The organism is Bacillus sp. XB1 (assembly GCF_053557995.1).
Map to the genome: position 1 here is coordinate 2,085,274 of NZ_JBNRIL010000001.1, position 22,725 is coordinate 2,107,998.

22 protein-coding genes, 2 other RNA genes and 1 riboswitch are annotated in these 22,725 nt (G+C 33.9%); of the genes, 3 read left to right on the forward strand and 21 right to left on the reverse strand.

Annotation, left to right across the window (positions count from 1 at the left end):
- Positions 1-62: 62 nt before the first annotated feature.
- The 14 genes from ACK1U5_RS10565 to ACK1U5_RS10630 all read right to left on the reverse strand — a co-directional run bounded on the left by ACK1U5_RS10565 (position 63) and on the right by ACK1U5_RS10630 (position 12,995).
- Positions 63-1,115 carry a glycosyltransferase family 4 protein gene (locus ACK1U5_RS10565; RefSeq protein WP_069605153.1) on the reverse strand — a complete coding sequence of 351 codons (1,053 nt, stop codon included), beginning with the start codon at positions 1,113-1,115 and terminating at the stop codon, positions 63-65.
- Complete coding sequence (locus tag ACK1U5_RS10570) at positions 1,112-1,912, reverse strand: glycosyltransferase family 2 protein (RefSeq protein ID WP_069605154.1); 801 nt, start codon at positions 1,910-1,912, stop codon at positions 1,112-1,114. The genes ACK1U5_RS10565 and ACK1U5_RS10570 overlap by 4 nt, the downstream gene beginning before the upstream one ends.
- Positions 1,887-3,101, reverse strand: a complete 1,215-nt coding sequence (locus tag ACK1U5_RS10575) for an O-antigen ligase family protein (RefSeq protein WP_000429880.1) — start codon at positions 3,099-3,101, stop codon at positions 1,887-1,889. Before ACK1U5_RS10575 ends, ACK1U5_RS10570 begins: the two co-directional genes overlap by 26 nt.
- Positions 3,102-3,104: 3 nt before the next feature.
- Positions 3,105-4,541, reverse strand: a complete 1,437-nt coding sequence (locus tag ACK1U5_RS10580) for an oligosaccharide flippase family protein (RefSeq protein WP_069605155.1) — start codon at positions 4,539-4,541, stop codon at positions 3,105-3,107.
- A 56-nt stretch (positions 4,542-4,597) separates the two neighbouring features.
- A complete protein-coding gene (locus ACK1U5_RS10585) occupies positions 4,598-5,236 on the reverse strand; it encodes a sugar transferase (protein WP_069605156.1) in 639 nt (212 codons plus the stop codon).
- 18 nt (positions 5,237-5,254) lie between these two features.
- Complete coding sequence (locus ACK1U5_RS10590) at positions 5,255-5,875, reverse strand: CpsD/CapB family tyrosine-protein kinase (RefSeq protein WP_069605157.1); 621 nt, start codon at positions 5,873-5,875, stop codon at positions 5,255-5,257.
- The gene (locus tag ACK1U5_RS10595) at positions 5,862-6,605 is read right to left on the reverse strand and encodes a YveK family protein (RefSeq protein ID WP_000807055.1); all 744 of its coding nucleotides are present in this window, start codon (positions 6,603-6,605) and stop codon (positions 5,862-5,864) included. The genes ACK1U5_RS10590 and ACK1U5_RS10595 overlap by 14 nt, the downstream gene beginning before the upstream one ends.
- Entirely contained in the window at positions 6,606-7,799 is a 1,194-nt protein-coding gene (locus ACK1U5_RS10600) for an acyltransferase family protein (protein WP_000833054.1), read from the reverse strand. It abuts the gene before it with no gap.
- Positions 7,800-8,127: 328 nt separating this feature from the next.
- The gene (locus ACK1U5_RS10605) at positions 8,128-8,268 is read right to left on the reverse strand and encodes an FbpB family small basic protein (protein WP_001228048.1); all 141 of its coding nucleotides are present in this window, start codon (positions 8,266-8,268) and stop codon (positions 8,128-8,130) included.
- Positions 8,269-8,623: 355 nt separating this feature from the next.
- Positions 8,624-9,490 (reverse strand): 5'-3' exonuclease, encoded by an 867-nt coding sequence (locus ACK1U5_RS10610; protein WP_000757075.1) that lies wholly within the window; start codon positions 9,488-9,490, stop codon positions 8,624-8,626.
- Between the two features lie 132 nt (positions 9,491-9,622).
- The gene (locus tag ACK1U5_RS10615) at positions 9,623-10,348 is read right to left on the reverse strand and encodes a P-type ATPase (protein WP_000964949.1); all 726 of its coding nucleotides are present in this window, start codon (positions 10,346-10,348) and stop codon (positions 9,623-9,625) included.
- Between the two features lie 335 nt (positions 10,349-10,683).
- Positions 10,684-10,849: riboswitch (M-box (ykoK) riboswitch) on the reverse strand.
- 213 nt (positions 10,850-11,062) lie between these two features.
- Positions 11,063-11,449 (reverse strand): DUF350 domain-containing protein, encoded by a 387-nt coding sequence (locus ACK1U5_RS10620; RefSeq protein WP_000606857.1) that lies wholly within the window; start codon positions 11,447-11,449, stop codon positions 11,063-11,065.
- On the reverse strand, positions 11,442-12,680 hold the full coding sequence (locus tag ACK1U5_RS10625; RefSeq protein ID WP_000084935.1) for a glutathionylspermidine synthase family protein: 1,239 nt from the start codon (positions 12,678-12,680) through the stop codon (positions 11,442-11,444). The genes ACK1U5_RS10620 and ACK1U5_RS10625 overlap by 8 nt, the downstream gene beginning before the upstream one ends.
- A gap of 3 nt (positions 12,681-12,683) precedes the next feature.
- Positions 12,684-12,995, reverse strand: coding sequence for a hypothetical protein (locus ACK1U5_RS10630; protein WP_000169030.1), 312 nt, complete (start codon positions 12,993-12,995; stop codon positions 12,684-12,686).
- 83 nt (positions 12,996-13,078) lie between these two features.
- Between ACK1U5_RS10630 and ACK1U5_RS10635 the strand changes: the two genes are divergently transcribed.
- Positions 13,079-13,528, forward strand: coding sequence for a hypothetical protein (locus tag ACK1U5_RS10635; RefSeq protein ID WP_001235522.1), 450 nt, complete (start codon positions 13,079-13,081; stop codon positions 13,526-13,528).
- Between the two features lie 54 nt (positions 13,529-13,582).
- Here ACK1U5_RS10635 and ssrS (ACK1U5_RS10640) read toward each other — a convergent pair.
- The 5 genes from ssrS (ACK1U5_RS10640) to ACK1U5_RS10660 form a co-directional block, all read right to left on the reverse strand.
- Positions 13,583-13,766, reverse strand: a non-coding RNA gene (ssrS, locus tag ACK1U5_RS10640) — 6S RNA.
- A 21-nt stretch (positions 13,767-13,787) separates the two neighbouring features.
- Positions 13,788-13,970, reverse strand: a non-coding RNA gene (gene ssrS / locus ACK1U5_RS10645) — 6S RNA.
- A 116-nt stretch (positions 13,971-14,086) separates the two neighbouring features.
- Entirely contained in the window at positions 14,087-14,920 is an 834-nt protein-coding gene (locus tag ACK1U5_RS10650) for a sulfurtransferase (RefSeq protein ID WP_000637564.1), read from the reverse strand.
- A gap of 2 nt (positions 14,921-14,922) precedes the next feature.
- On the reverse strand, positions 14,923-15,195 hold the full coding sequence (locus ACK1U5_RS10655) for a YpbS family protein (protein ID WP_000451818.1): 273 nt from the start codon (positions 15,193-15,195) through the stop codon (positions 14,923-14,925).
- 20 nt (positions 15,196-15,215) lie between these two features.
- A complete protein-coding gene (locus ACK1U5_RS10660; protein WP_061139482.1) occupies positions 15,216-15,683 on the reverse strand; it encodes a GNAT family N-acetyltransferase in 468 nt (155 codons plus the stop codon).
- A gap of 72 nt (positions 15,684-15,755) precedes the next feature.
- Between ACK1U5_RS10660 and ACK1U5_RS10665 the strand changes: the two genes are divergently transcribed.
- The gene (locus tag ACK1U5_RS10665; RefSeq protein ID WP_000369740.1) at positions 15,756-16,010 is read left to right on the forward strand and encodes a DUF3931 domain-containing protein; all 255 of its coding nucleotides are present in this window, start codon (positions 15,756-15,758) and stop codon (positions 16,008-16,010) included.
- A gap of 3 nt (positions 16,011-16,013) precedes the next feature.
- On the opposite strand, the gene ACK1U5_RS10670 is transcribed toward ACK1U5_RS10665, so the two are convergent.
- The gene (locus ACK1U5_RS10670; RefSeq protein ID WP_000182132.1) at positions 16,014-19,673 is read right to left on the reverse strand and encodes a dynamin family protein; all 3,660 of its coding nucleotides are present in this window, start codon (positions 19,671-19,673) and stop codon (positions 16,014-16,016) included.
- 548 nt (positions 19,674-20,221) lie between these two features.
- Here ACK1U5_RS10670 and ACK1U5_RS10675 point away from each other — a divergent pair.
- Positions 20,222-21,385 carry a DUF418 domain-containing protein gene (locus ACK1U5_RS10675; RefSeq protein ID WP_000193089.1) on the forward strand — a complete coding sequence of 388 codons (1,164 nt, stop codon included), beginning with the start codon at positions 20,222-20,224 and terminating at the stop codon, positions 21,383-21,385.
- Positions 21,386-21,400: 15 nt separating this feature from the next.
- On the opposite strand, the gene pbuX is transcribed toward ACK1U5_RS10675, so the two are convergent.
- The gene (gene pbuX / locus ACK1U5_RS10680; RefSeq protein ID WP_000809223.1) at positions 21,401-22,723 is read right to left on the reverse strand and encodes a xanthine permease PbuX; all 1,323 of its coding nucleotides are present in this window, start codon (positions 22,721-22,723) and stop codon (positions 21,401-21,403) included.
- Positions 22,724-22,725 lie beyond the last annotated feature (2 nt).

The following is a 22,725-nucleotide window of genomic DNA, read 5'->3' on the forward strand; positions in this document are numbered from 1 at the left end:
ATATAATATGTGAGTTCTCTCTTAAAAGTTTCTATAATAAAAAAAACAAACGACCTACTCGGTCATTTGTTTAACTCATATATATTTTTCGTTTCTTCTATCATTTTAGTTAACGAGAAATACCTCACTGCTTTCTCTCGTGCTTTCAATCTAATATCATTTACCCTTTCTTCATTCCCTTGTAGTTCTTCAAGTGCACTTGCGAATTCAGATTCGCAATATTCAGATATCAAAACGCCTGACTCTCCATCTATTACCGCTTCATTTATTCCGCCAACATCTATTGAAACAATTGGTGTCCCTGTAGCCATCGCTTCAATTACTACCATTGGAAACACTTCACGAAAAGATAATAAAAGTAAGGCATCCATATTCCCTATAAACTCATGCGGCTCTGAAATATTCCCTATCATCTTCACCCTTTGCTGCAATCCATATTTTTCTATTTCTTTCATAATCGATTCTTTCTCTGGTCCATCACCAGCAATATAAAACATAAAATCATTTCTCTTTTTCAATACATTTGCAATTTTGACAAATAGTTGATGGTTTTTCTCTTTGGATAATCTAGCTAATATCCCTATTTTATATGTAGATTCTTTCTTTTTCTGCTGGAATAAAAACTTTTCAATATCAACACCGTTATAAATTGTATTTATTTTTTCTTCTGCTACATGAATTGAAATTAAATTGTTCTTTTCAAACTCACTTACTGTAATAATATTGTTCACATATTTATTCATGAAATACCGAAAAAGCGTTGGCATTTTCTTTTCTAATATCGTTACATTGTGTTTCGTATAAACAATTTTCATCTTTTTTTTAATAAACTTTTGAAGTAGAAAAGCATATAATACCATTCGCAAACTATTTGCATGAATAAGTTCTATCTTTCGTTTACAAATTTCGTTTCGTAAATAATAAATATTTCTCAAATGATTCCATCGACTAAGTAAGATAAAATTTTCTTTTCTAGTAAGGGATTCATATAGTTCTCCATCACCTGCAGCTGTATAAATCTTAAAATCCTCATAATGCAAATTATTTTCTAATTTACAGAAATAATTTTCGGCTCCGCCAGTTATCAATTTATCAGTCATCAACAGTATATTCATAATTGCGTCTTCCCAACTACATTGATTTTATTTTTTTTATAAGCATGATAAGCATACTTACTAAAATAGTAAAAGCTTTGCACTGCATTAAGACTTTTTTGGTCTCTTAATAATTTCCAATACCGAAAAGCTGCTCTAACTTTATTTCTCGAAACAGAATTTGCTACAATTCGATACTTCGCTAATACTTGCTGTATCCCTTTTGCTTCATGCCCTTCATGTAATAAGTTCAGCCATAACGCTGTATCTTCCGGCTGTACACTAGGCATTTCGACATACGGAATTTTTTCACGATCAATCATCACCGTTAAACACCCGATAATTGTATTTCCCACTAAATAATGATAGTCAACAGATTTTGGTACACTCACTTCGCGATTTAATTCATTACCATTTTCATCAATTAAACTATACGACGCATATGAAAAAGCAATATTCATTTCTTCCATAAATAACAATTGTGTCTTCAATTTATGCGGCAACCATATATCATCACTATCTAAAAAGGCAATGTACCTTCCTCTCGCCTCTCGAATCGCTAAATTCCGAGCTTTAGCAGCACCAACATTTTCTTTTAATGATAATAACCTAATTCGTGAGTCTCCTTCTATTATCTCTTTAATTTTTGCGGCAGATTGGTCGGTTGAACAGTCATCAACGATAATCATTTCCCAGTTTTCATACGATTGATTCTGTACAGATGAAATTGTCTCACCTATAAATCGTATACTATTATAAGAAGGTGTTATTACAGAAACATAAGGCGGCTCGTTATGTGCTGATAGACATTTTACCATCTATCTTTCCCCTTCCTTCATATATTGAAATATACTTCACAACAACTGCTAAAAATAAAAAGAACGCTTCGTTAATAATGAGTGACAATGACATCATCTGAAATAAAAATGCAATCATAGTCAATAGAAGATATGGTTTTTCACGAAACAAAGTATGCTGCGCTAGCTTGAACATTAATATGAATAAAAACGCGCTATATAGAAGAAAACCAATTGTACCCGATTCAGACAAAATTTCTAAAAATGTATTGTGTACATATAATTTTTCATTAAATTGATACTCATAATAATTCGAAAAGTTAAAAGCACCGATTCCAATATATGGATTGGATAAATAATATTTAAAAGCAGCTTCCCATAATGTAAATCTACCACTTCCATTATCATGGGAAAAATCAGAAATTCGTTTATTTAATATATCATCTAATTGGCCCCCCATTACACTATTCGATAAACTAAAAATAACTACACTAAACAATACTAAACTCATAATTATTTTTATTTTTTTGGCGAAACTAGACATACATATATATACAAAAACGACAAGTACAAGCGCTAATATACCGCCCCTTGAAAAGGTTAATAGACTTGTCGTAACACATAAAATCAATCCTAAGATGTTAGTAATATTTTGTAAATTCGTCATATAGTACATAAAAAATATTGTATTATAAAAAATAAAAATGTTAGGATCATCTAGCAATCCAATTAATCGTGGATATCCTCTATCCACTAATAACCCAGCAAAAATTTCTCTCTCTTCTCCACCGTATAAACTAAAGTATTGTAAACCAATTATATATAGTATTAGACTTACAACATTAAATACTACTCCTACATAAGCAATAGATGATTCAAGTACCACTATTTCAGTATTCCCCAATAAATTCCTCATTATAAAATAGCATCCTAAAACGAGTAGCACGCCAAAAATCATACGAATACTAGCATTTAAATACATAGAAAGAATTCCACTTAAACAATAAATGAAATAAAACAGTAAAAATACAACTTCATGAAAATATAACTTTTGAATATGAAAGTTTTTAATTGTTAAACAAAAATATATGACTAAAAAAATCATATATATCTTCAATGAAAATCCAATATATAAATTGTATTTACTTAACATAACAAATAATATTAGAAGAATAATCCATCCCATCGATACTTTCATATTATTTTCCATAGGCTATATCCCCTGTTTCGTAATATAATCCTTTTTGCGTATTTTTCTTATAAAAGAAAGAAGAAGTTTTTTCAGCTCATAATCATATAGGAATATGGCAGCTACTACGATTAATATATTAAGAACAAGCGCAATTAAATGATATGTATGCAATATATATTGCACTCCAATAAAGGTTACACCAAAATAAATTGTATACGGTATTACAATTTGGAATACAATTTTTTTCTTCACTACACTTACCGCTATGTATCCCACTAAAGCGACGATTTCAAATAAAACCATAGCGTATGCCGCTCCTATCACTCCACCAAGACTACTAAAGCTATAAAGCATAACCCCACCTATCACCAATGCTACACACTGCACAACAGTCCTCTTATTTTGACATCCACTCGTCGTTAAACCGTCAGCAATGGCAATATTTAAACTTTGTAGCACAATAAGAAATGATAATATTTGGAGTGGTTCTACTGCATCGCTCCATTCTTCATGAAAAAATATAGAAATAAAGTATGGTGCTAAATGATATAAACCGATTGTCATACATATTCCTACAATCGCCATTGATTTAATTTGAAGCAAATTTAATTTCGTATGCTCTTCTATATTATTCTGGTTATAATGCTTAAAAAGCACTGGAAAAAATGCACCTGCAATTACCCCTGGTACTTGATATAAAGCTGCCGGCATCCGGTACGCCACTGCAAAAACACCTACCATACTTAATGGCAATGTATAGTTAAGCAAGATAGGCGCTAATTGTGGCGTACTCATTATTAAAAAACCGCTTATAATAAAGGGAGTTAATTGCCAAAATAACGCTTTATGAATTACGACTTTCATATTCATTTTCGTCTTTCTTCTCATGATATATATACTGAATAAACCGCCGATCATATACCCAAAAGCATATAAGCGAGCCGTTACATACACCGGTAACTCTCCGAAAATACAAAAACATGTAATTATAATGACAACTGATGCTGATACAACTTTTATGAGCGCTATATACTTCATACGTTCCGTCAGTTGAAAATAGGCAATTCCTATGTTTTGCCAAGTTAATCCTATTAACATGAAAAACATTACGTTTATCATCATATAAATTAAATTTTTATCCGCATACATATAATGAATAACAATATAACCGATTATAGAAATAAGAATAAGTAGAATCATCCTTATTTTTATATACGATGATAAAATCTTCTCTAAATCTGCTCCATCCTTTGCCCCTTCTCGAAGAAACGTATTACTAAGTCCTAAGTCTGTAAAAAATAACATAACAAACGTCACTGCTATGGCAACACTAAACATCCCATAATGTTGTGCGTTAAAAAAGTTTGCTAAAACAATTAAACTGACGGCCTGAAGAAGGTTAGCTAAAATCGTACTATAAAATAGATGGATAATATTGTTTAGAATAGATCTACCCATACAAGTTCTCCTTTGCAAGTAACCTACTTACATATGTTGTTTGTTTACCTTTATATTTATCTTGCACCGTTACCGTTCAATACAATTAAAACGGTTTTACATAAAATACGGATGTCCATCCGAATCGTTTTCATTTCAATATACTCCATATCCAGCCTCAACTTTTCCTTTGGATCAAGATTATACCCTCCATTTATTTGTGCCCATCCGGTTAATCCTGGTTTTACCATTAAACGTTCCTTAAATTCTGGAATATACGCATCAAATTCATTATAAAAAAACTCTCTCTCTGGTCTAGGACCTACAAAAGACATATCTCCTCTTAAAATATTTAAAAGTTGCGGTAATTCATCAATTCTCGTTTTCCTTATAAACAATCCAACTTTTGTAATTCTTGGATCATGTTCGTTTGCCCATTGTGGGCCATTTATTTCAGCATCCTTTACCATCGATCTTAATTTAAATACATTAAACTTCTTCCCGTTTATACCTAAACGTTCTTGAAAGTAAATTGGAGCCCCTGATGTTTCTAAAGTAATCATAATACAAAAGAACAACATAATTGGTATCGTTAATAGTAACAATATGATTGAAAATATAATATCAAACAAGCGTTTTACACTTCGATTCAATATGCTAGGCTTTTCTTGAGCTGGAATCGTATACAACTTGGCTTGATTTGTTTCACGAATCATGGATCGTTACCCCCACATTCAAGAATATAAAATTATCCCTATTAATTCACATTCTTTTCTATTTATATTCGCTATTACTTTTTGCACTGTACGTAGTGAATCTTTTCGCTTTTTAACTGCTAAGACTACTCCATCGCATTTCCCGGCAATAATGTGCGTAGCAGGAAGATCAAATACTTCAGAAGAATAAAAGAAAATGTAATCAAAATCTTCTTTCCACTTAGCAATTGCATTATCAAATTCATCCATAGCAACTAAGGGCGTCCCTGTGTGTACTGTTTTTTTTGCAGGAATACAATCTAAGTATTTAGACAAATTACTAGAAAAAGATTCATAATTACAGGGGGAAGAGCTTATTATATCGTTTACTGTTATCATGTGATCACTTTGTAATAATACATGTAATTTTGGGTCAGAAAAATTCACATCAATAAGTAACACCTTTTTCTTCATTTCAGCAAACACTAGACCCATATTTACTATAAGCGAGGCAACAACACCTCTGTCCTTCGTTGAACTAACTGTGAACAGTTGTTTTCCAGATTTTTTCAACTCGTGATACACCGTATAAAACTGCTCTTTCATCAGATCATCATGCAGATCGAATGGCAGCTGTTTCTTTGTCCTAAACATCGACATGTTCACCTCGATATATAGATGATTTTTTATCAACCTCTGTAGGTTTCTTTTTTCTATTTGGTTCCATATTTATGTGACCAATAACAGAGACTGTTGTTATTTTCTCTAAATCCTGTTCCGTGTATATACGTTCATCAAAATAATCTCGAAATACAGCTAAACCTATCCCAACAAAAAAACTAACAATTAAAGAAATAGGAATGATCAGTTGAAATTTCGGAAACAATTTTTCAGCCTGTTCCTGTAACTCAGGATCAGTTAATACTTTCACCCCTTGTACATTTGTGTACTGTTGAAAGCTTTTTTGTGATTGCTCTGCCAATGTCTTTACAATGTCTTTCACGATTTTCGGATTGGAATCTTTTACTGTAACAGTTACAATTTGTGAGTTGTCCGTATTCACAACCGAGATTTTTTGTGCTAATTCATAACTTGATTGCTCTAATTTCAAAGTTTTTTTGACTGTTGAAATAATTAATGGGCTTTTTAAAATATCAACATACGATGTTACTAGTTGCTTATTTTCTTGTGTTTTATTTGTTGAATTTTCCTTATTAAACTCATCTAAATTCCCAACAAGAATTTGCGTTGAATATTGATATGACGGCTTTAAAACATACATAGAGATAAGAACTAAAGAAGCGGTTAAACAACACATCGTTAAAATAATCGTTACGAATCTTCTTTTCAGTAATTGTTGAAAATCTTTTATACTCATTTCTTGCTTCAATTATTTCACCGCCCTTTTCTGAATAACATCCTGCAATTCACTCTTTACAGATAACCCTTTCTCTCTTCTATCCACTTGTTTTGTTACATACTTTCCGACTCCGAATGCAAATTTTTCTACATATACATACGAAAGCATTGCAAGTATAAACGAAAAAACAAGTGAAAAAATTAAAATAATAGGCAACGGTAATATTTCATGGAGCATGTATATAAGGGAAAACAACGATATAATATGGTATAAATAAAGACTGTAAGAAATCTTCCCCAAATATAACAAATATTTATTATGTAGCAAGGACGACAAAGTTGATATTGACAAACTTAATATGACAAATAAACATGCACTTATCGCCACTACGTAGTCTCGAAATATAAAATTATTGAGCACTTTAATTTCTCCTATAAGCCCTTCATACATAAAAAGTAAAATCGCAAATAAAAACCATGCAATTTTCGTGTTTTTAGTACAATTACTATAAAAAACTATTAAATTATTTTTATACTTCGCAACTAGTGCTCCTAGTAAAAACAGTACTGTGTAATGCAATGTTAATGCATAGCTTGTTAATGTTAAGCCCGAGCGAAACAAAAATAATATTACGACAGAACATATACTAAAACTAAACAATAATAGTAATGAACACCTTAACGTTTTTCGTAAGCAAATCATCAAAATTAACGGGAAAATTATTGATATTCGCATTTCATGGACAAGTGACCAAATCACACCGTTATATGCATCTGTATTATATTTCCCAACCAATAAAATATGTTGTGCGATTAAGCTTGAAGAACTTTCAATCGTCCATGAGCGATTAAACCATTCACTTAAATAAGAAATACCATATTCACTAATTGTAATCTGGCATACAATAGCTATAATTATTGCCACAATATAAGGAATATATATTCTGCATATACGTTTTAAAAGGTATGACCCATAGCTACTATAGTTTTTTTGAATAGATTCATACAAAACAAATCCGCTCAAAACAAAAAAGATAATAACTGATTCGTTACCACTACTAAAAATTAGACGAGCAGGCGTTTCTTTTAATAGATACACAACAAATGGTTTATTATCTTCATAACTGTAATTTTGAAATGCTGAAAAAATCATTAAATGATGACCAATCATTACTACTAATGAAGAAATCCCTCTTATAGAGTCCAATTCTTCGTATCTTTTCATCTTTTTACATCAACTCCTAATGAAATGATAATAATCATTTCAAAGCGACATCTTTATTCATATTCCTCTCCTTTCTTTTCATTCCAATTTTTCATATTAAAATGATTTTATAGTATAAATTTGAGTGTATTGTAACATTTTTTGTAATATTTTGAATAGAAAATCTCAAAAATTGGTATATACCAATTTCAACCTCGAAAAATGAGTAATATTGATAGAAAAACGCTATAAAAATATCTTGCATATTTACAAAATTAAAGAGCTGAATAGCGTTTTTTCAATATAAAATAAAAAAGATAGCCTACATAGGCTATCTTTTTTATTTTATTTAATTACTGGCACCACTATATGCTACATGTCGTTTCTCAATTCTCTCTTCAATTTCTTTCATATTTTCTTTATTATTTAATAGTGATTGTTTATTTTCAATTAATAATTGTTTAAAAGATTTTCTCACTTTTTTTCTCATTTTCATTGTCCTCCTTGGGGGATGGTTTATATAAAAGATAAAGAATTATCTGTGTGTTCTTATAATAATTGATTGTTGTGAATTCTATTTGAACTTCATATGAAAATCTCGTTTATTTTCTGACAACTTTGTGAACACGAAAAAATGATTATCTAAAACTATGTTGAAATTAATTCACTTCATGATAAAAGTTATTATTTTCATCAACTTTTATCATTATATCTTGTCGAAATATTTATATATTTAAAATTGAGTTCGACATAATTTTATTTATTATAATACTGTTTACAAAAACAAAAAAAAGGTGTCACCAAGTCAAAGTTCGACTTATGCAACATCCCTCTTCCCAAACTATTTATAGCATATTTATTAATATTTCAGGTCTTCCCCAATTCATTTCTTCACAAACAAATCTAAGTTTTTCTTCATCCATTGTGTGTAATCCTTCTTCTAGTGAACATGAAATTGGAACTTCACAGTGAATTTGGGCTAATTGTAACGAAATATTTAAGTTCTCTAAATCACTTTCAATCTTCGTACGCTGCGCTTTTGTTAATGATTCTACATTTTCTAGTACAGCGGATACTGTTCCGTGCTCTTGAATAAGCTTATACGCTGTTTTTTCACCGATACCTTTTACCCCTGGATAATTATCACTTGTATCTCCCATGAAAGCTTTTGCATGGACGATTTGCCACGGCTCTACACCTTTTTCTTCCATGATTTTCTCCGGTGTGTAATATTCGTAATTTCCAATTCCTTTACGCAGAAGCATGACTGTAACGCTCTTATCAACAAGTTGAAGTAAATCCGTATCACCTGTTAAAATATAAACTTCAGCTTCATTGCAATATTGTTTTGCAAGCGTACCGATACAATCATCGGCTTCGTAGCCTTTCATACCGATAACTGGAATGGATAATTTTGCAGTCATTTCTTGCACTAAATCAAATTGAGGAATTAATTCTTCTGGTGGCGCTGCACGATTTGCTTTATAATTCGAGAACGATTCTGTTCTAAATGTCGTACTTCCCATATCCCAGCATGTAACGATATGTGTTGGTTCGATCGCTTGCGTAGCTGTTAATAAATGTTTCATATAACCATGAATCCCGTTCGTAGGGGTTCCATCTTGTCGTTTCATAAATTGTCCGTAGACACTTGTTGCGTAAAAAGCACGAAATAATAGTGCCATACCATCAACTAATAATACTTTTTTCATAATTCCTCTCCTATTAAAAAAATAATAACCTTACGTTATCACGTAAGGTTATATAAATAGATTACCATTCTACGTTTTTGCTCAACTTTGTCTATTATACATTGTTTTTGTATATTTAGCATCATTAACACATTAAGACGTTCTACTACAACAAGTATGCAAGATGCCTGAATACGTATTTTTTCCAGTAGAAACAACGATAGCTTTTGCATTTCCACTAACAATATGCGAACCTTTAAAACATACATTTTCAAGCTCAAGTGGATTATAATCTTTCATCCGTTTTAATGGAATAAACCGTTTACGTTCAAGGTGATAGCAGCTCTCAAACTTCTCTATATTCGCTTCGTTTCCCGTTAACACAGACTCATTCACTAATAAATCATCTGCATAAATAATACGTACATCAGCTGGCACAGCATCTCCAGCCGAAAGAAAAATCATATCTCCAGGTACAAGTTCTTGCACAGGTATCTCCATCATTTTCAGTTCACTATTTAGCCCTGTACTACTAGAACATTCTACTCTAGATACAGTAATCGTTTCACGTTGTAATTCATCACACACACGTTGTTTTGAAAAACCTGGAATCATGCCACCTAGCTTCATCATTACTTCTGCAAGAAGTGCTCTTTTTGAAGTTAGTTCATTTCGGCCATATACTTGAATACGTTTTTGTGCCTCTTTCATTGATAGTCCGTCTCTTGTTGTTTTAAAATATGCAAATACAGATTTTACATCTCTTGTTGCAATTTCAATTAATAAATCTTTATTTTTTTGGAGCATTGTTTGTTCTTTTATTGATTTTTTACTTAGTTTATATGACGTGTTACCCACAGTTTTGTTTGCATATAACATATTATCGTCTCCTCCTTTACAACATAGGAAGAAACGCTTTGTTTCTCAATTTATCCACTTTACTGTGAAAGTGTCTCGCGCTTTATAAACGCTATATTGTGATAAATATAGAGGGAGGAACAAATCGTTTCCTGCCTACATCATATATTTTTGATTTGAAGTATATGGGTAACGGAACCGAGTCAGAATTTGACATGCTCCTCACCTCCTCGTTTAATTTTATAGTTTATAATATGAAATTACTCATAGCTTGGTAACAAAAAAGACCCCTACCCTTAAGAGAGTAGCGGCCATTACATACACAAATAAACGATTTCTAATATAATTAGAAATCTACGGACCTCTCCCTCACCGAGTTTTAGCACTGTATAGCATAGGTACATTACCAGCTACGTTAAGAAAAACCTTAATTCGATCATTCCTGTTGACCCATTGGCGTCTCTCGACATTTTTGGGCAGTAGCATTTCTCTATACAGGAGCCTCACCTAACAGAGACTTATTTTCATTACATTGAAAATGTTACTCTTATTTAAAATAGATGTCAACCGTAGCCTACAATTTTTTCAAATGGTATGGCAAACTAACGTATATAAAGTGAAACTTTAATCAGTGGGGGTTTTGTTCATCCGCCACTGATTATTAGCCCTCACCAATCGGGCTGCCCGGCAAATAGCGGGATAAAATAAAAAACTTTACGTTTAAACGTAAAGTTTTTAATAAGTTATACAACCAGCGATTACAATCCCAATTGAAAGCGATAAAAACATAAGAAAAAGACCGACTGCTTGATTATCTTCTTCGAGACTTTTGTTTATATTAAAGCGTGGTGTAAGCCACTCAGCTAAATAAAAGACGATAATTTGAGCCAAAATCCCAACTGCTCCCCACGAAATCATATCAAGAAGTGAAATTGAATTAGCTGCTGTCGAATATAAAACGATAGCTAACCCAAGTAATCGCCCTCCAAGCACATAGCTTACCGCCTTATTCCCTTGAGCCATTAACTTAAATTCCTTAACTTTCGTTGTCACTTCCATCAAGAACAGACCAATACATAAAAGTCCAAGTGTTACTGCTAAATATAATAAAAAATTAATCATTTTTCCTCCTCCTTTTTATACCTACCGGTAAATAGTACGATTCATTTCCTGTAATCTTTTCTCCCGCGCGAATACCGATACTACTCGCTTTTCCAGCAATTAAAAAAGAACCAAACACATAGGACAGTTTCTCCATCCCCTTTTCTGTTTCCAAGGATACGACTGGCAGTTCTGTATACTTTTGAAATATCGGCAGTGCAGTTTTATACGTTTGATGTGCATTTTGAAGCATAATATTTTCATCCTTATCGCGAATCGTAATTGTATCTCCTTCTCTACCAAATGAAGGTTTTTGAACGAAAGAACCTTTTCCTAAAAATAAATCTGGTTCTAAATATGTAGGTAACATATATTCTTTAATCCACTGTTGTTCCTCGTTTGTATAAAAGACCTCTTCTTCTGCTAACCCCCAAATAAGACACTGAATCGATTTTGGCTGAAGTAAAAATGCTGACAAAGGATTTATTATAAAAAGCTTTCCGGCTTTTACAAGTTGCAGCAGTTCCACACCTACCAAATCTCCTGTTTCAGGATCTTGATCCTCAATTAAATCTTCTATCGGATATGTTTGGCGATATAAAACATCAATCTTCGCCCCATCTTTATCAACTAGAGCATCTTTTGTAATTCTAAGTTCTGACATTGGCACTACTTTATTTTCAACATGGCATAGCTGACTCAAATACATAGTCGTATTCCAATCCTCGATATGTTCATGATGTGCTGTAAAAACAACATTTGGATTGTCTAATTCCTTTGTCGCTTCCATTACAGCTTTCGTAACACCAGAAGATAGCAATCGTTCTTGATCTGAGTTTGGATCATCATAGCCTAGATTTTCACAAACTTTTCCATTCATTTGAAAACATTCCACAATAAAAGTTGGTGTATCACTATTAAACTCAAGCATTTTAATTTTGTTATCCTCTGTTACAGCAAAATCAAATCGCGAAATTACAGATTCAGGATAAAGCCCTTTCATTCTAATGAATGATAAACTCGCGGATGGAAAGCCAAGATCTAGAAGCTGTTCGTCACTTAAATTACGCAGCAGTCTAGCAGTCTTAAAAAATATTTTCCCCATTCGTTCAGTCGCTAAGTGTAATTGGTCCAAAGTCTGATTTGTTATAGAAAAAACATGAAACAAACTATACTCACATTCATATAAATCCGACCAAAAATTCGGATATTTTAAATAAAATTCTTTTCGATCCCTTATGTATTGCGACATATTTTAGCCCCCAAATCCTCCCTTTGAACCGCTTCCAATTCCACCTTTAAATTCAGCAGACGATTGATACGATTTAAACGCCGATGAATTTTTAAAAGTGGACTTATTTTGATAGTATCGCCCACCATAGAAATAATGCCCACGATAACCTGAACTACTATCATCACACTGCCATACCCCAAGTTCATCATCCCAATCCCAATCAGAACAACTATTATCATTCGGTTTTGGGGGAAGATCTTGTGCGCAACCAAATAAAGTGCCAGTCATTAAAGACGTTACGACACCACCTACTAACCATTTCGTTTTTGTCACCTTCGCACTCCCCTTTTTAAATTCTATTCCTATTATATAGGATGGCATGATAAAGTAGAAGAAAAAGGAAGAAGAGGGATTAAATGCGCTTAGAATATCGACTTAATGATGAAACGAAAGGGTATCCTGCTTTATGGAACTACGCCAATATTTCTAATTCTGAAATTATCGCACGCATGACTTGTGAATATTTTATTAAAGAGAAAAATACTTATGTTGTTACTGCAACTTCGGTTGATCCAGACGGAACAGCAGTTATTTATATTCAAAAAGAAGTTTTCGCCAATGACCCTTCAGACCCTACATACTCCCACATCGGTTTTGAAATTAGAGAACTAAGTGAAACGAGTTCAAGCTTAGTAGATAGTCAAGATGTATGGAACTACGAAGAAATTTTACCATCTCTTCATTCAGATATTATATATATTCAGCGAGACGGCATGTCTATGGAATTCTCCTTGGATTCAAGAGAGATTGATGAAGACAGAAAGTGCTACATTTATTACGGAAACTTCACAGGTGAATCAAGATAATATTAATATATCTATGCAACAAAAAAACCTTACGTATAAAACGTAAGGTTTTTATATAGCCCCACATATGCCGTTCTCTCTAGATGTCCATAAACCTGCTCTCACAGGTGGATGCCCTCACAAATGTTTGTAACTTCCTTCTTAAAAAGATGGCATGTTAGCTACATTTAAATATTGAACTTCCATATTAAACTTATTGGTTTAAGACATGCATAAGCTACGTACACCGTAGGAATTTTATATAAGGTTAGTTGAAATAAGACCCCCGCACGTGCCGCTCCTCGTAAATGTCCAAAAACCCGCTACTCGCAGGTGGATGCCCTCACAGTTACCGTACATCTTCCTCCACAAGGAAGGCTTGATGATGGTCGCTAAATATTGAGCTTCCGTATAACTAACATCGGTTTTAGACATAAATAAGTTACGCACACCGCAGGATGTATTATTTACTTGTCGTTATATTATCACATTGTTTCCAATGTGTAAAATACAAAGTTTTTCGAGCAATCTCTTGCTTGTGACCTTATTTTAATACAAATTATTTTTGCATGCAAGTGATTAATCTTCTTCTTTTGCAATTTGATTTTCTGGATAAGAAATCCAATCACTCCAGCTACCTGCATACAATTTCACATTTTGGAATCCAGCTAATTTTAATGCAAGGATGTTTGGACACGCTGTAACACCAGAACCACAATATACAATGGTTTCCTTATCTTTCGACAGGTTTTGGAATCGTTCTTGTTGCTCAGCTTTATTCTTAAATTGTCCTGATTGCAACATTCCATCCTTCCAAAAATGGTTTACTGCTGTTGGAATATGTCCTGCTTTATGATCGACAAGTTCCTCTACACCAGCATAACGTTTCGGCTCTCTTGAATCAATTAATGTAACATCCGCACCTGCACGGATATTCTCTCTGACCGTTTCCATCGTTACAAGCATATGATCTTGTATATTAGCTTTGAATGTTTTTCGTATAGCAACAGGAATTTCCGCTGTTGTCGGTAGTCCATTCTCTTTCCAAGCCTGGAAACCACCATCTAATATATATACTTTCTCATGTCCTACATAGTTACATAACCACCATAAACGAGCAGCATTTGCACCGGCTTGACTGTCATACGCAATTACTGTCGTATGTTCATCAATACCAGCCTTCGAAAGCTTGTCTGCAAACTCCTCAATATTTGGTAAAGGATGGCGGCCACCATGTTCTGCTATAGGACTTGATAAATCTAAATTCAAATCAAAATATAACGCATGAGGAATATGTCCTTCTTCATACTTTTCTCTACCCCAATTAGGATTCGCTAAATCAAAACGACAATCGATTATACGGACATTCTCATCTTCTATATGCTCACGTAACCATTCGACTGTAACTATCATCTTTAACGACCTTCTTTCTCTTTCAAACGACTTACATACTCCATAACCATTTCTTCTGTAACATATTTACGCTGCAAGGTAACACCATTTTTTGCAAGATCATTAATCTGCTTCGTTACAACATTAATTACATCAACCGAAAATTCTTTCCCATTTGACGCAAGAGATACGGCAGCTTCAATAGCTGCTTCACGCTGTGCATCTAATTGTAAACATGCTTTTACACTTTCATTTTGTTTACGAGAATGTGCTGTAATTGCTTTATGTACTTCCATCTTCTCTTCCCCCTAAATAGTTATACGTTTTTATTCAATTCCATTGCAAGCCGGATCATATCACGACATACAATTCCATTTTCAATAATCTCTTCTTCATAATGCTTCGAAAAGTAATCAAAATCAATAGAAAAAATACGAAATCCACATTTTTGATATAAAGCAAGTTGTGAAACACTAGAATTGCCTGTACCAACTTCAAGTTTTGACATACCATATCCTTTAGCAGTTTCTACAGCATGCCTTAATAGCTTCTTCCCAATCCCTTTTCCTTGCAAATGCTCTGCAACCGCAATATTCATGATTTCCATCGTCTTTGGCCTTGTTTCCAAAAGAACATATACACCGATAACGCTCCCCCCCTGCTTAGCTACGTATGTTAATCCTCTTTGTACATACGTAGCTATTTGCCGTTCACTTGGATCAGCAAGTAACAATAAAGCCTTCGGTATAGCCTCTTTTGAAATACGTTCTATTACAACAGACATAAAAAATTCCCCCTTCTCTATTGTTCTAAACCCTCCTTGTCTACCATAAATAATAGAAAGGAGGGATTCACCATGGACAACAATGAGAAAAAATGCAACGTCATCTCTATTGATGGAAAGAAGAAGAAAAGCGACACGTATTCCTATCCAAAATTAGTAGTTGAAAACAAAACATATGAATTTTCTTCATTCGTCTTATGCGGTGAAACACCAGATGGCAGACGACTCGTTCTTACTCATATGATTTCTACCGATGAATTTGCTGGATTTGTAAAATCTTTAGATACTGTACTTCAAAAGAAAATTGAACGAATCTTTTTCTCATAACGACTATATAACATAAATTTCTTTTTCAATCTCTACTAACTGCTTTTGCAATTGTTCTTTACTTTGTTCATATAGAGATACATCGATCGTTTCAGCCAATGCAAACAATATACTTTCATAATAGTTCATCACATCTTGCTGCATCACTTTTTCGAATAAATTCCACTTCATATCCCACTCTTGCTTATAATGATGAACAAATAAATGTTTTTCATCAGCTACATAGTTTGATACGAGCGGTTCTAATACAGATTTAGCGTCTTCTTGCATAAAAGCCTTGTCATTCTTTTCAAAAAAGCTTTTCTCATTTTTAAAATGTGCCAGTGCTTTTTTGAAATCTTTTATTTCAACTGAAGGGAACGGTTCTTTATGTGTAATATCTTTGTATTCATACTCCACTGTTCCATTCATAGAAATTGATTCATTTTCTACTTTACAGTTTACTACAATTTCATCCTTTGCACGCTTCATCGCTTCGTCTATCCATTTTTCAAGGCGTAATGATGTCGCACGCATTTCTTGTAATAAATCATGCTGAATAAATGCTACTAATTCCATAACACACTGTTGCAATTGTGTTTTCACATTTCCATCCGTTCGAAGTGATGCCGGATTAATAAATTCAGTAAACACATCATTATAGCGGAGGAATAGACGCTGTTGCACGTAATAAAGCAACTCTTTCACTTCATTTTGCATCGCCTGTTCTTCAGCAAGTACACTATATGAAGAAATGATATGAAGTAGTTGATCACGCTCTGCTTCATATTTTTTCGTTTGCTTCTCTTTCTCTTCATTCCCCTGCTTTGCACCCTTTATCATGTTTACTAAAAGCTGATCTGCCCCTTGCAACGCACCATATAGAGCATGCACAGAAACAAGCATTAAATCTCTCATCATAAAGGACGTAAATGATTCCTCAAACTTAGTAATCCCAGAGTTTTGTAAAATACCATACTTCTCTTTTTCAACATTCTTTCCTTGTTTCTCTTCAAGCGCACATAAACTTGAAATTGCAAATAAACGCGGATTTCTAATACCGTATTGCAGTAGCTGATCTGCGATATAACCTTTTACCATTTCAAGTTCTTCTTCAGACTCTGCTAAATCCGCAGCATTAATTAAGAAGAACATTTTATCAAGGGCAAAAGTATCCTTTACACGACCAAGCTGAATTAAAAATTCACGGTCAGCACGAGAGAATACATGGTTATAATATGTTACAAATAAAATAGCATCTGCGTTTTTAATATACTGAAATGCAACATCCGTATGGCGAGCATTGATAGAATCCGCTCCAGGTGTGTCTACAAGCGCTACTCCCTGCCTTGTTAAAGCACAATCATAATAAAGTTCCATATACTCAACGAAGCATGATTTCTCTTCATTCGCTACATAATCAGAGAACTCTTCTAATGTAACTTGTACTTGTTCTCCTAAATAAGTAGAAACTGCATCATACCCTTTTTGTACCGCTCGTAAAAAGCTAAATGTTGTTTTTTGCTTCCCAGTTGGTGAAGGATATTTCATAACTTTATCAATTTGTGCTAACGCTTCATCTAACGTAGCAATCTCATAATGAAACAGCTTATAAACAGCTTTCATATCTTCTAATAACGCTTGCTTTGATTTAAACTGAACAATTACTGTTCCATGTGGTTTTTCCTCTGTAACCGGCAAAATTTGATTAATCGTTGCCGTCGTCGGGTTTGGTGATACAGGAAGTACTTTCTCACCGAGTAAGGCATTGGCAAATGATGATTTTCCAGCACTAAATGCCCCGAATAACGCTACTGTAAATTGTTTTGTTTCTACACGTCTTCTTTTCTCTATTACCTCTTGCTGTACATGTTTCAGCGCTGGCAATGGCTCTAATATCGTTTCAGCTTTTTTCACTTTCTCTAATATCCGCTGAATATTTAAAGCCGCCGTTCCTTTCAGCTCTTCTTCATGAATCGCTACGTTATCATTTACGATTTTCTGCTCTTGTAGTGTAAATTTCTCACTAACAATTTGCTTTTCCCTTTGCAATATCTCATCTATTTGCAAACCTTCAGGCGTAGCAACATGATCGTGCCAAACATTTCGTAAATAGTCTTCATATGCCGCCAAATTGTTATTGTATTGTAATTGTGTTTCTTTCGCCGTTTGCAACATCGTATATGTTTCAATCTCTTCTTCAATACGAGCAACTGCTTCCCTCACCTTTTGCTTTAAAACGACCGCACTTTTATCAAAAATTTGCTGTGCTTTTATAAAATAACGCTTCTTTAGTTCATTCGCTACATCCGCTGTATAAAGAAGTAAGTAATCACCTGTGAAACCTGCGCCTTGTTTAATTACCTCAGCCAACATTTCTGGTCCGAAAGCAATTTCTAACCCATATATGTCTTTCCCAATTTCCTCCGTGAACAATCCTTCTTCTTTTAAGAAGGCTACAATAAATTCCTTCACATGAAAATCAAGCTGCGTTTCAACAGTCTTTTGAAGGGCAGAATAAAACGCCTCTACACGCCTTTGTTTTTCTTGCTCCGTCTTTCCTTTCGCAAATAGCAAACCGACTTTAAACTTTGTTAATTTCGTTTCTAAGTACGCATTTGCCAATTCTCTCATTTCAAATGGCATTAAATACGCGTTATCTAATATAGCTTGTAGGCCTTTTATAAATTCATTTCTCACATGAGACTCTTTACTTGCCTCACGATTTTTCGCTTCCGTTAACTCTTCCTTCTTTTCAACTACCTCTGAAATAGAAAGTGGTGATGCTAACTCTTCCTCATATTTCAAAAGAGCTTTTTCATTTTCAGAAACAATAAACGAGAAATGTTCCCCCATTAAATATTCTGTTTCTCGCTCCATTCCAGTCCTTACATACTGCTCTTTTTCTTTCATAATAGAAGTAATTAACGTTTCTAAGCTTCCAATTTCATTATGTGGATGGTTCATCATTCGTAATGACGTATAATATACTCCATCTACTTCAATATCCCAGTTAGAGAACGATTGCTTTACACTATCTTTATAATTCTCAAACGACAATTCATTTTCTTTATGTTTATCTATTTGATTGACAACGAGATAAACCGTTTTATTACGTTGTTTCAATTCTTTAACAAATTGCAAATTCACTTCCGATTGGACGTGATTATAATCCATCATATAAAAAATTACGTCTGCTAGATGTAGCGTTGATTCTGTCGCTAATTGATGGGCATCATCTGTTGAGTCAATCCCTGGTGTATCTACTAACATAACACCTTCAGGAATTGGCGCATCATTCCGATAAATGTGAACACCAATTACCTCATCACCATCTTTACAAATTTGTTTTAATTCTTCAGCTGAATATGCACCGTCATACTCGTACTGTTCTCCAGATTTAACCGTTACAACAACACGATCCATTCCTTTTTCAATTTTGACAACGTTAGCGCTTGTCGGAATTGGACTTGTTGGTAACAACTGCGCTTTATATAGATGATTCATCATCGTTGATTTCCCTGCAGAGAAGTGACCACAGAACGCTATCATAAGCTGTTCTTGTTTATATTTTTGAATCACCTCAAACAACTTTAAACTATTCTCTGCATCGCCGTGTTTTTGCCACTCTTCATAAAAACAAACAAGTTTTTTCATACCGTTTGTCTGTACTATGTTTGTCATCCCCTTGTTCCCCTTTATCCAAGATGTATATACTTTTCCCCGCTATTTGCGAGCTCATAACCAGTGAGAGTTACACCTACCCATTGATTACAGTTTCACTTTACTATCATACTAAATTTTCAGCATATTCTCATTAAAAATAAAAAATCCCTTTCATTCTTTTTACAAATGAAAGGGATTTTATGTCATATCACTCATTTTGCTGTTCCTACTCCATTTAAAACATACTTCGCAATAACTGCATATACAGCGACTGTACCTGCTACTAATGCATATACCATACTTACACACCAACCTTTTTGATAATGATTATCAATTTTAAATATATTTTATCATTAAAGAGAATCATTATCAACACTTTTCATAAAGAAAGCTCCTTATAAGAAGGAGCTTTACTGCCTGTTTTGAAAAAGGTTAAAACTTGTTGTGCACTCTTATTATATCTCATCCTACATAACTTAACAGTTTAAAAAAATGGAAATATCCCCTATCCCCTCCATCTTACATTTTGTATAATAAAAGGGAATTACTTAACAAGGAGGAAAAAAATGACACAAAATATTTCACAAGGCGAGAGGATCCACTCCATCGATATTATTAGGGGAATAGCTGTACTAGGTATTTTTCTTGTGAACTGGCCTGTTATCGCTGGGATTGACTCACGTGATATTTCAGGAGTTTATGAAGGGCTAGATAGCTATATCCGTCTATTTTACGATATGTTTATTCAAACAAAGTTTTATACTATCTTTTCTTTTTTATTTGGCCTAGGCTTTTACATTTTTATGACTCGTGCTGAAGCAAAAACAGATCATCCGAAAATTTTATTTGTTCGCCGCTTACTTATTTTATTATTATTTGGTTTCTTACATTACGTTCTTTTATGGGACGGAGACATTTTACATACTTATGCGATTGCTGGATTTTTCTTATTTTTATTTTATAAGAGAGAACCTCGTACTATTTTAATATGGGCTATCGTTTTATTGAGTATTTTTCAATTCATTATGCTAATGGCTGGTATTACAGTTGCATTGGTACCAAAGGAAGAGCTAGGTTTTTCCTTACCTATCATGCCATTAGAAGATTGGCTGTCACAAATACAAAATCGTTTCCATGCATTTTACGCTGATGGAATTGGATTAAATTTACTTATGCTTCCAGAAACAGTTGGGCTGTTTTTACTTGGTTTATACGCCGGGAAAAAGGATATTTTCCGCCGCGCGAAAGAGTTAGATTCAAAGCTTAAAAAATGGCAAATTATTATGTTCCTTTTTACATTACCAATGTGGTTCTTCATGGTCCGTTACTTCTTATCAAAACCATTTTATGAACCAATTTATATGCAGGTCTTTACAATGTTTAGCGGAAAAACGTTATTCATATTCTACATTTTCACACTAATGCGTTTATTACAAAAAGAAAAATGGCAAACGTTATTACGTCCGTTCCAACACGTTGGACGAATGGCATTAACAAATTACATCTCGCATACAATTGTTACATTACTTGTATTTGGTCTATTCCTTAAAAATTATTATCCTGCTCCATTATGGGTTGGACCAATATTCTGCATTAGTTTCTACACGTTACAAATCTTTATTAGCCGCTGGTGGCTTTCACATTACCAATACGGGCCACTTGAGTACATTTGGCGTCTTGGTACGTACGGGAAAATGATGCCACTTAAAAAGAAAAGCAAGGTCTCATAACGAGACCTTGCTTTTTCACGCTTCTCTTACTGCACTTTGCATAGATACTGGCTCTTCTTCTACTTTCACTTTGCGCTGCGGCACCATATTAAATACGATATTTAAAAGTACTGCTGACGCACTTCCAAGTACAATTCCGTTATCTGTTAAAATACGAATGCTTTCTGGAAGTTGTGAAAATAATGTAGGAACGACTGTTACGCCAAGCCCAATTCCGACAGAACATGCAACGATTAATAAATTTTCTTGTTTACCAAAATCAACGCTACTTAACATTTTAATACCATATGCCATTACCATACCGAACATTGCTAACATCGCACCGCCCAGTACTGATTTCGGAATGATTGTTGTAATAGCTGCGATTTTTGGAATGAATCCAAGAACGATTAACATACCACCACAAGTATAAATAATAACGCGATTTCTTACTCCAGTTAATTGAACAAGCCCTACGTTTTGAGAATATGTTGTATATGGGAACGCGTTGAAAATACCACCTAACACCATCGCTAATCCTTCTGCGCGATAGCCTTTTGTTAATTCTTTTTCACCGATTTTTTTATTGCAAATATCAGATAATGCAAAGTATACACCCGTTGCTTCTACAATCCCTACGCAAGCAACTAAAATCATCGTAATAATTGGTGTTAATTCAAATGTTGGTGTACCGAAGTAAAATGGTTGAATACCGTGGAACCAATCCGCCTCTCCAACCGCTTGCAAACTTACTTTCCCCATAAACGCTGCAACGATAGTACCGAACAACAAACCTAATAGAATAGAAATGGAACGGATAAATCCATCAAAGAAACGATACATAATGATGATAAATAATAACACTCCAAATGCTAACGCTAAGTTTTCAAGACTTCCGAAATCTTTGCTTCCTACTCCGCCAGCCATATCATTAATAGCAGCTGGAACAAGTGTAACTCCAATTACTGTAACGACAGATCCTGTTACAACAGGTGGAAATAGTTTTACAAGTTTTCCAAATAATTTCGCAAAAATAACAACGAATAACCCAGCTGCAATAATTGCTCCATAAATTGAAGACACACCGTATTGTTTCCCGATTGCAATCATCGGTCCAACGGCTGTAAATGTACAACCAAGCACAACTGGAAGCCCAATACCGAAAAAGCGATTTGATAATGCTTGTAAAATTGTCGCAACGCCGCACATTAATAAATCAATTGAGACTAAATATGTTAACTCTTTTTGATTCAAACCAAGTCCACCGCCCACAATAAGCGGAACGATAATTGCTCCAGCATACATTGCAAGCATATGCTGCATACCGAGCGATGCAATTTTAAATGGATGCTGCTTCATCG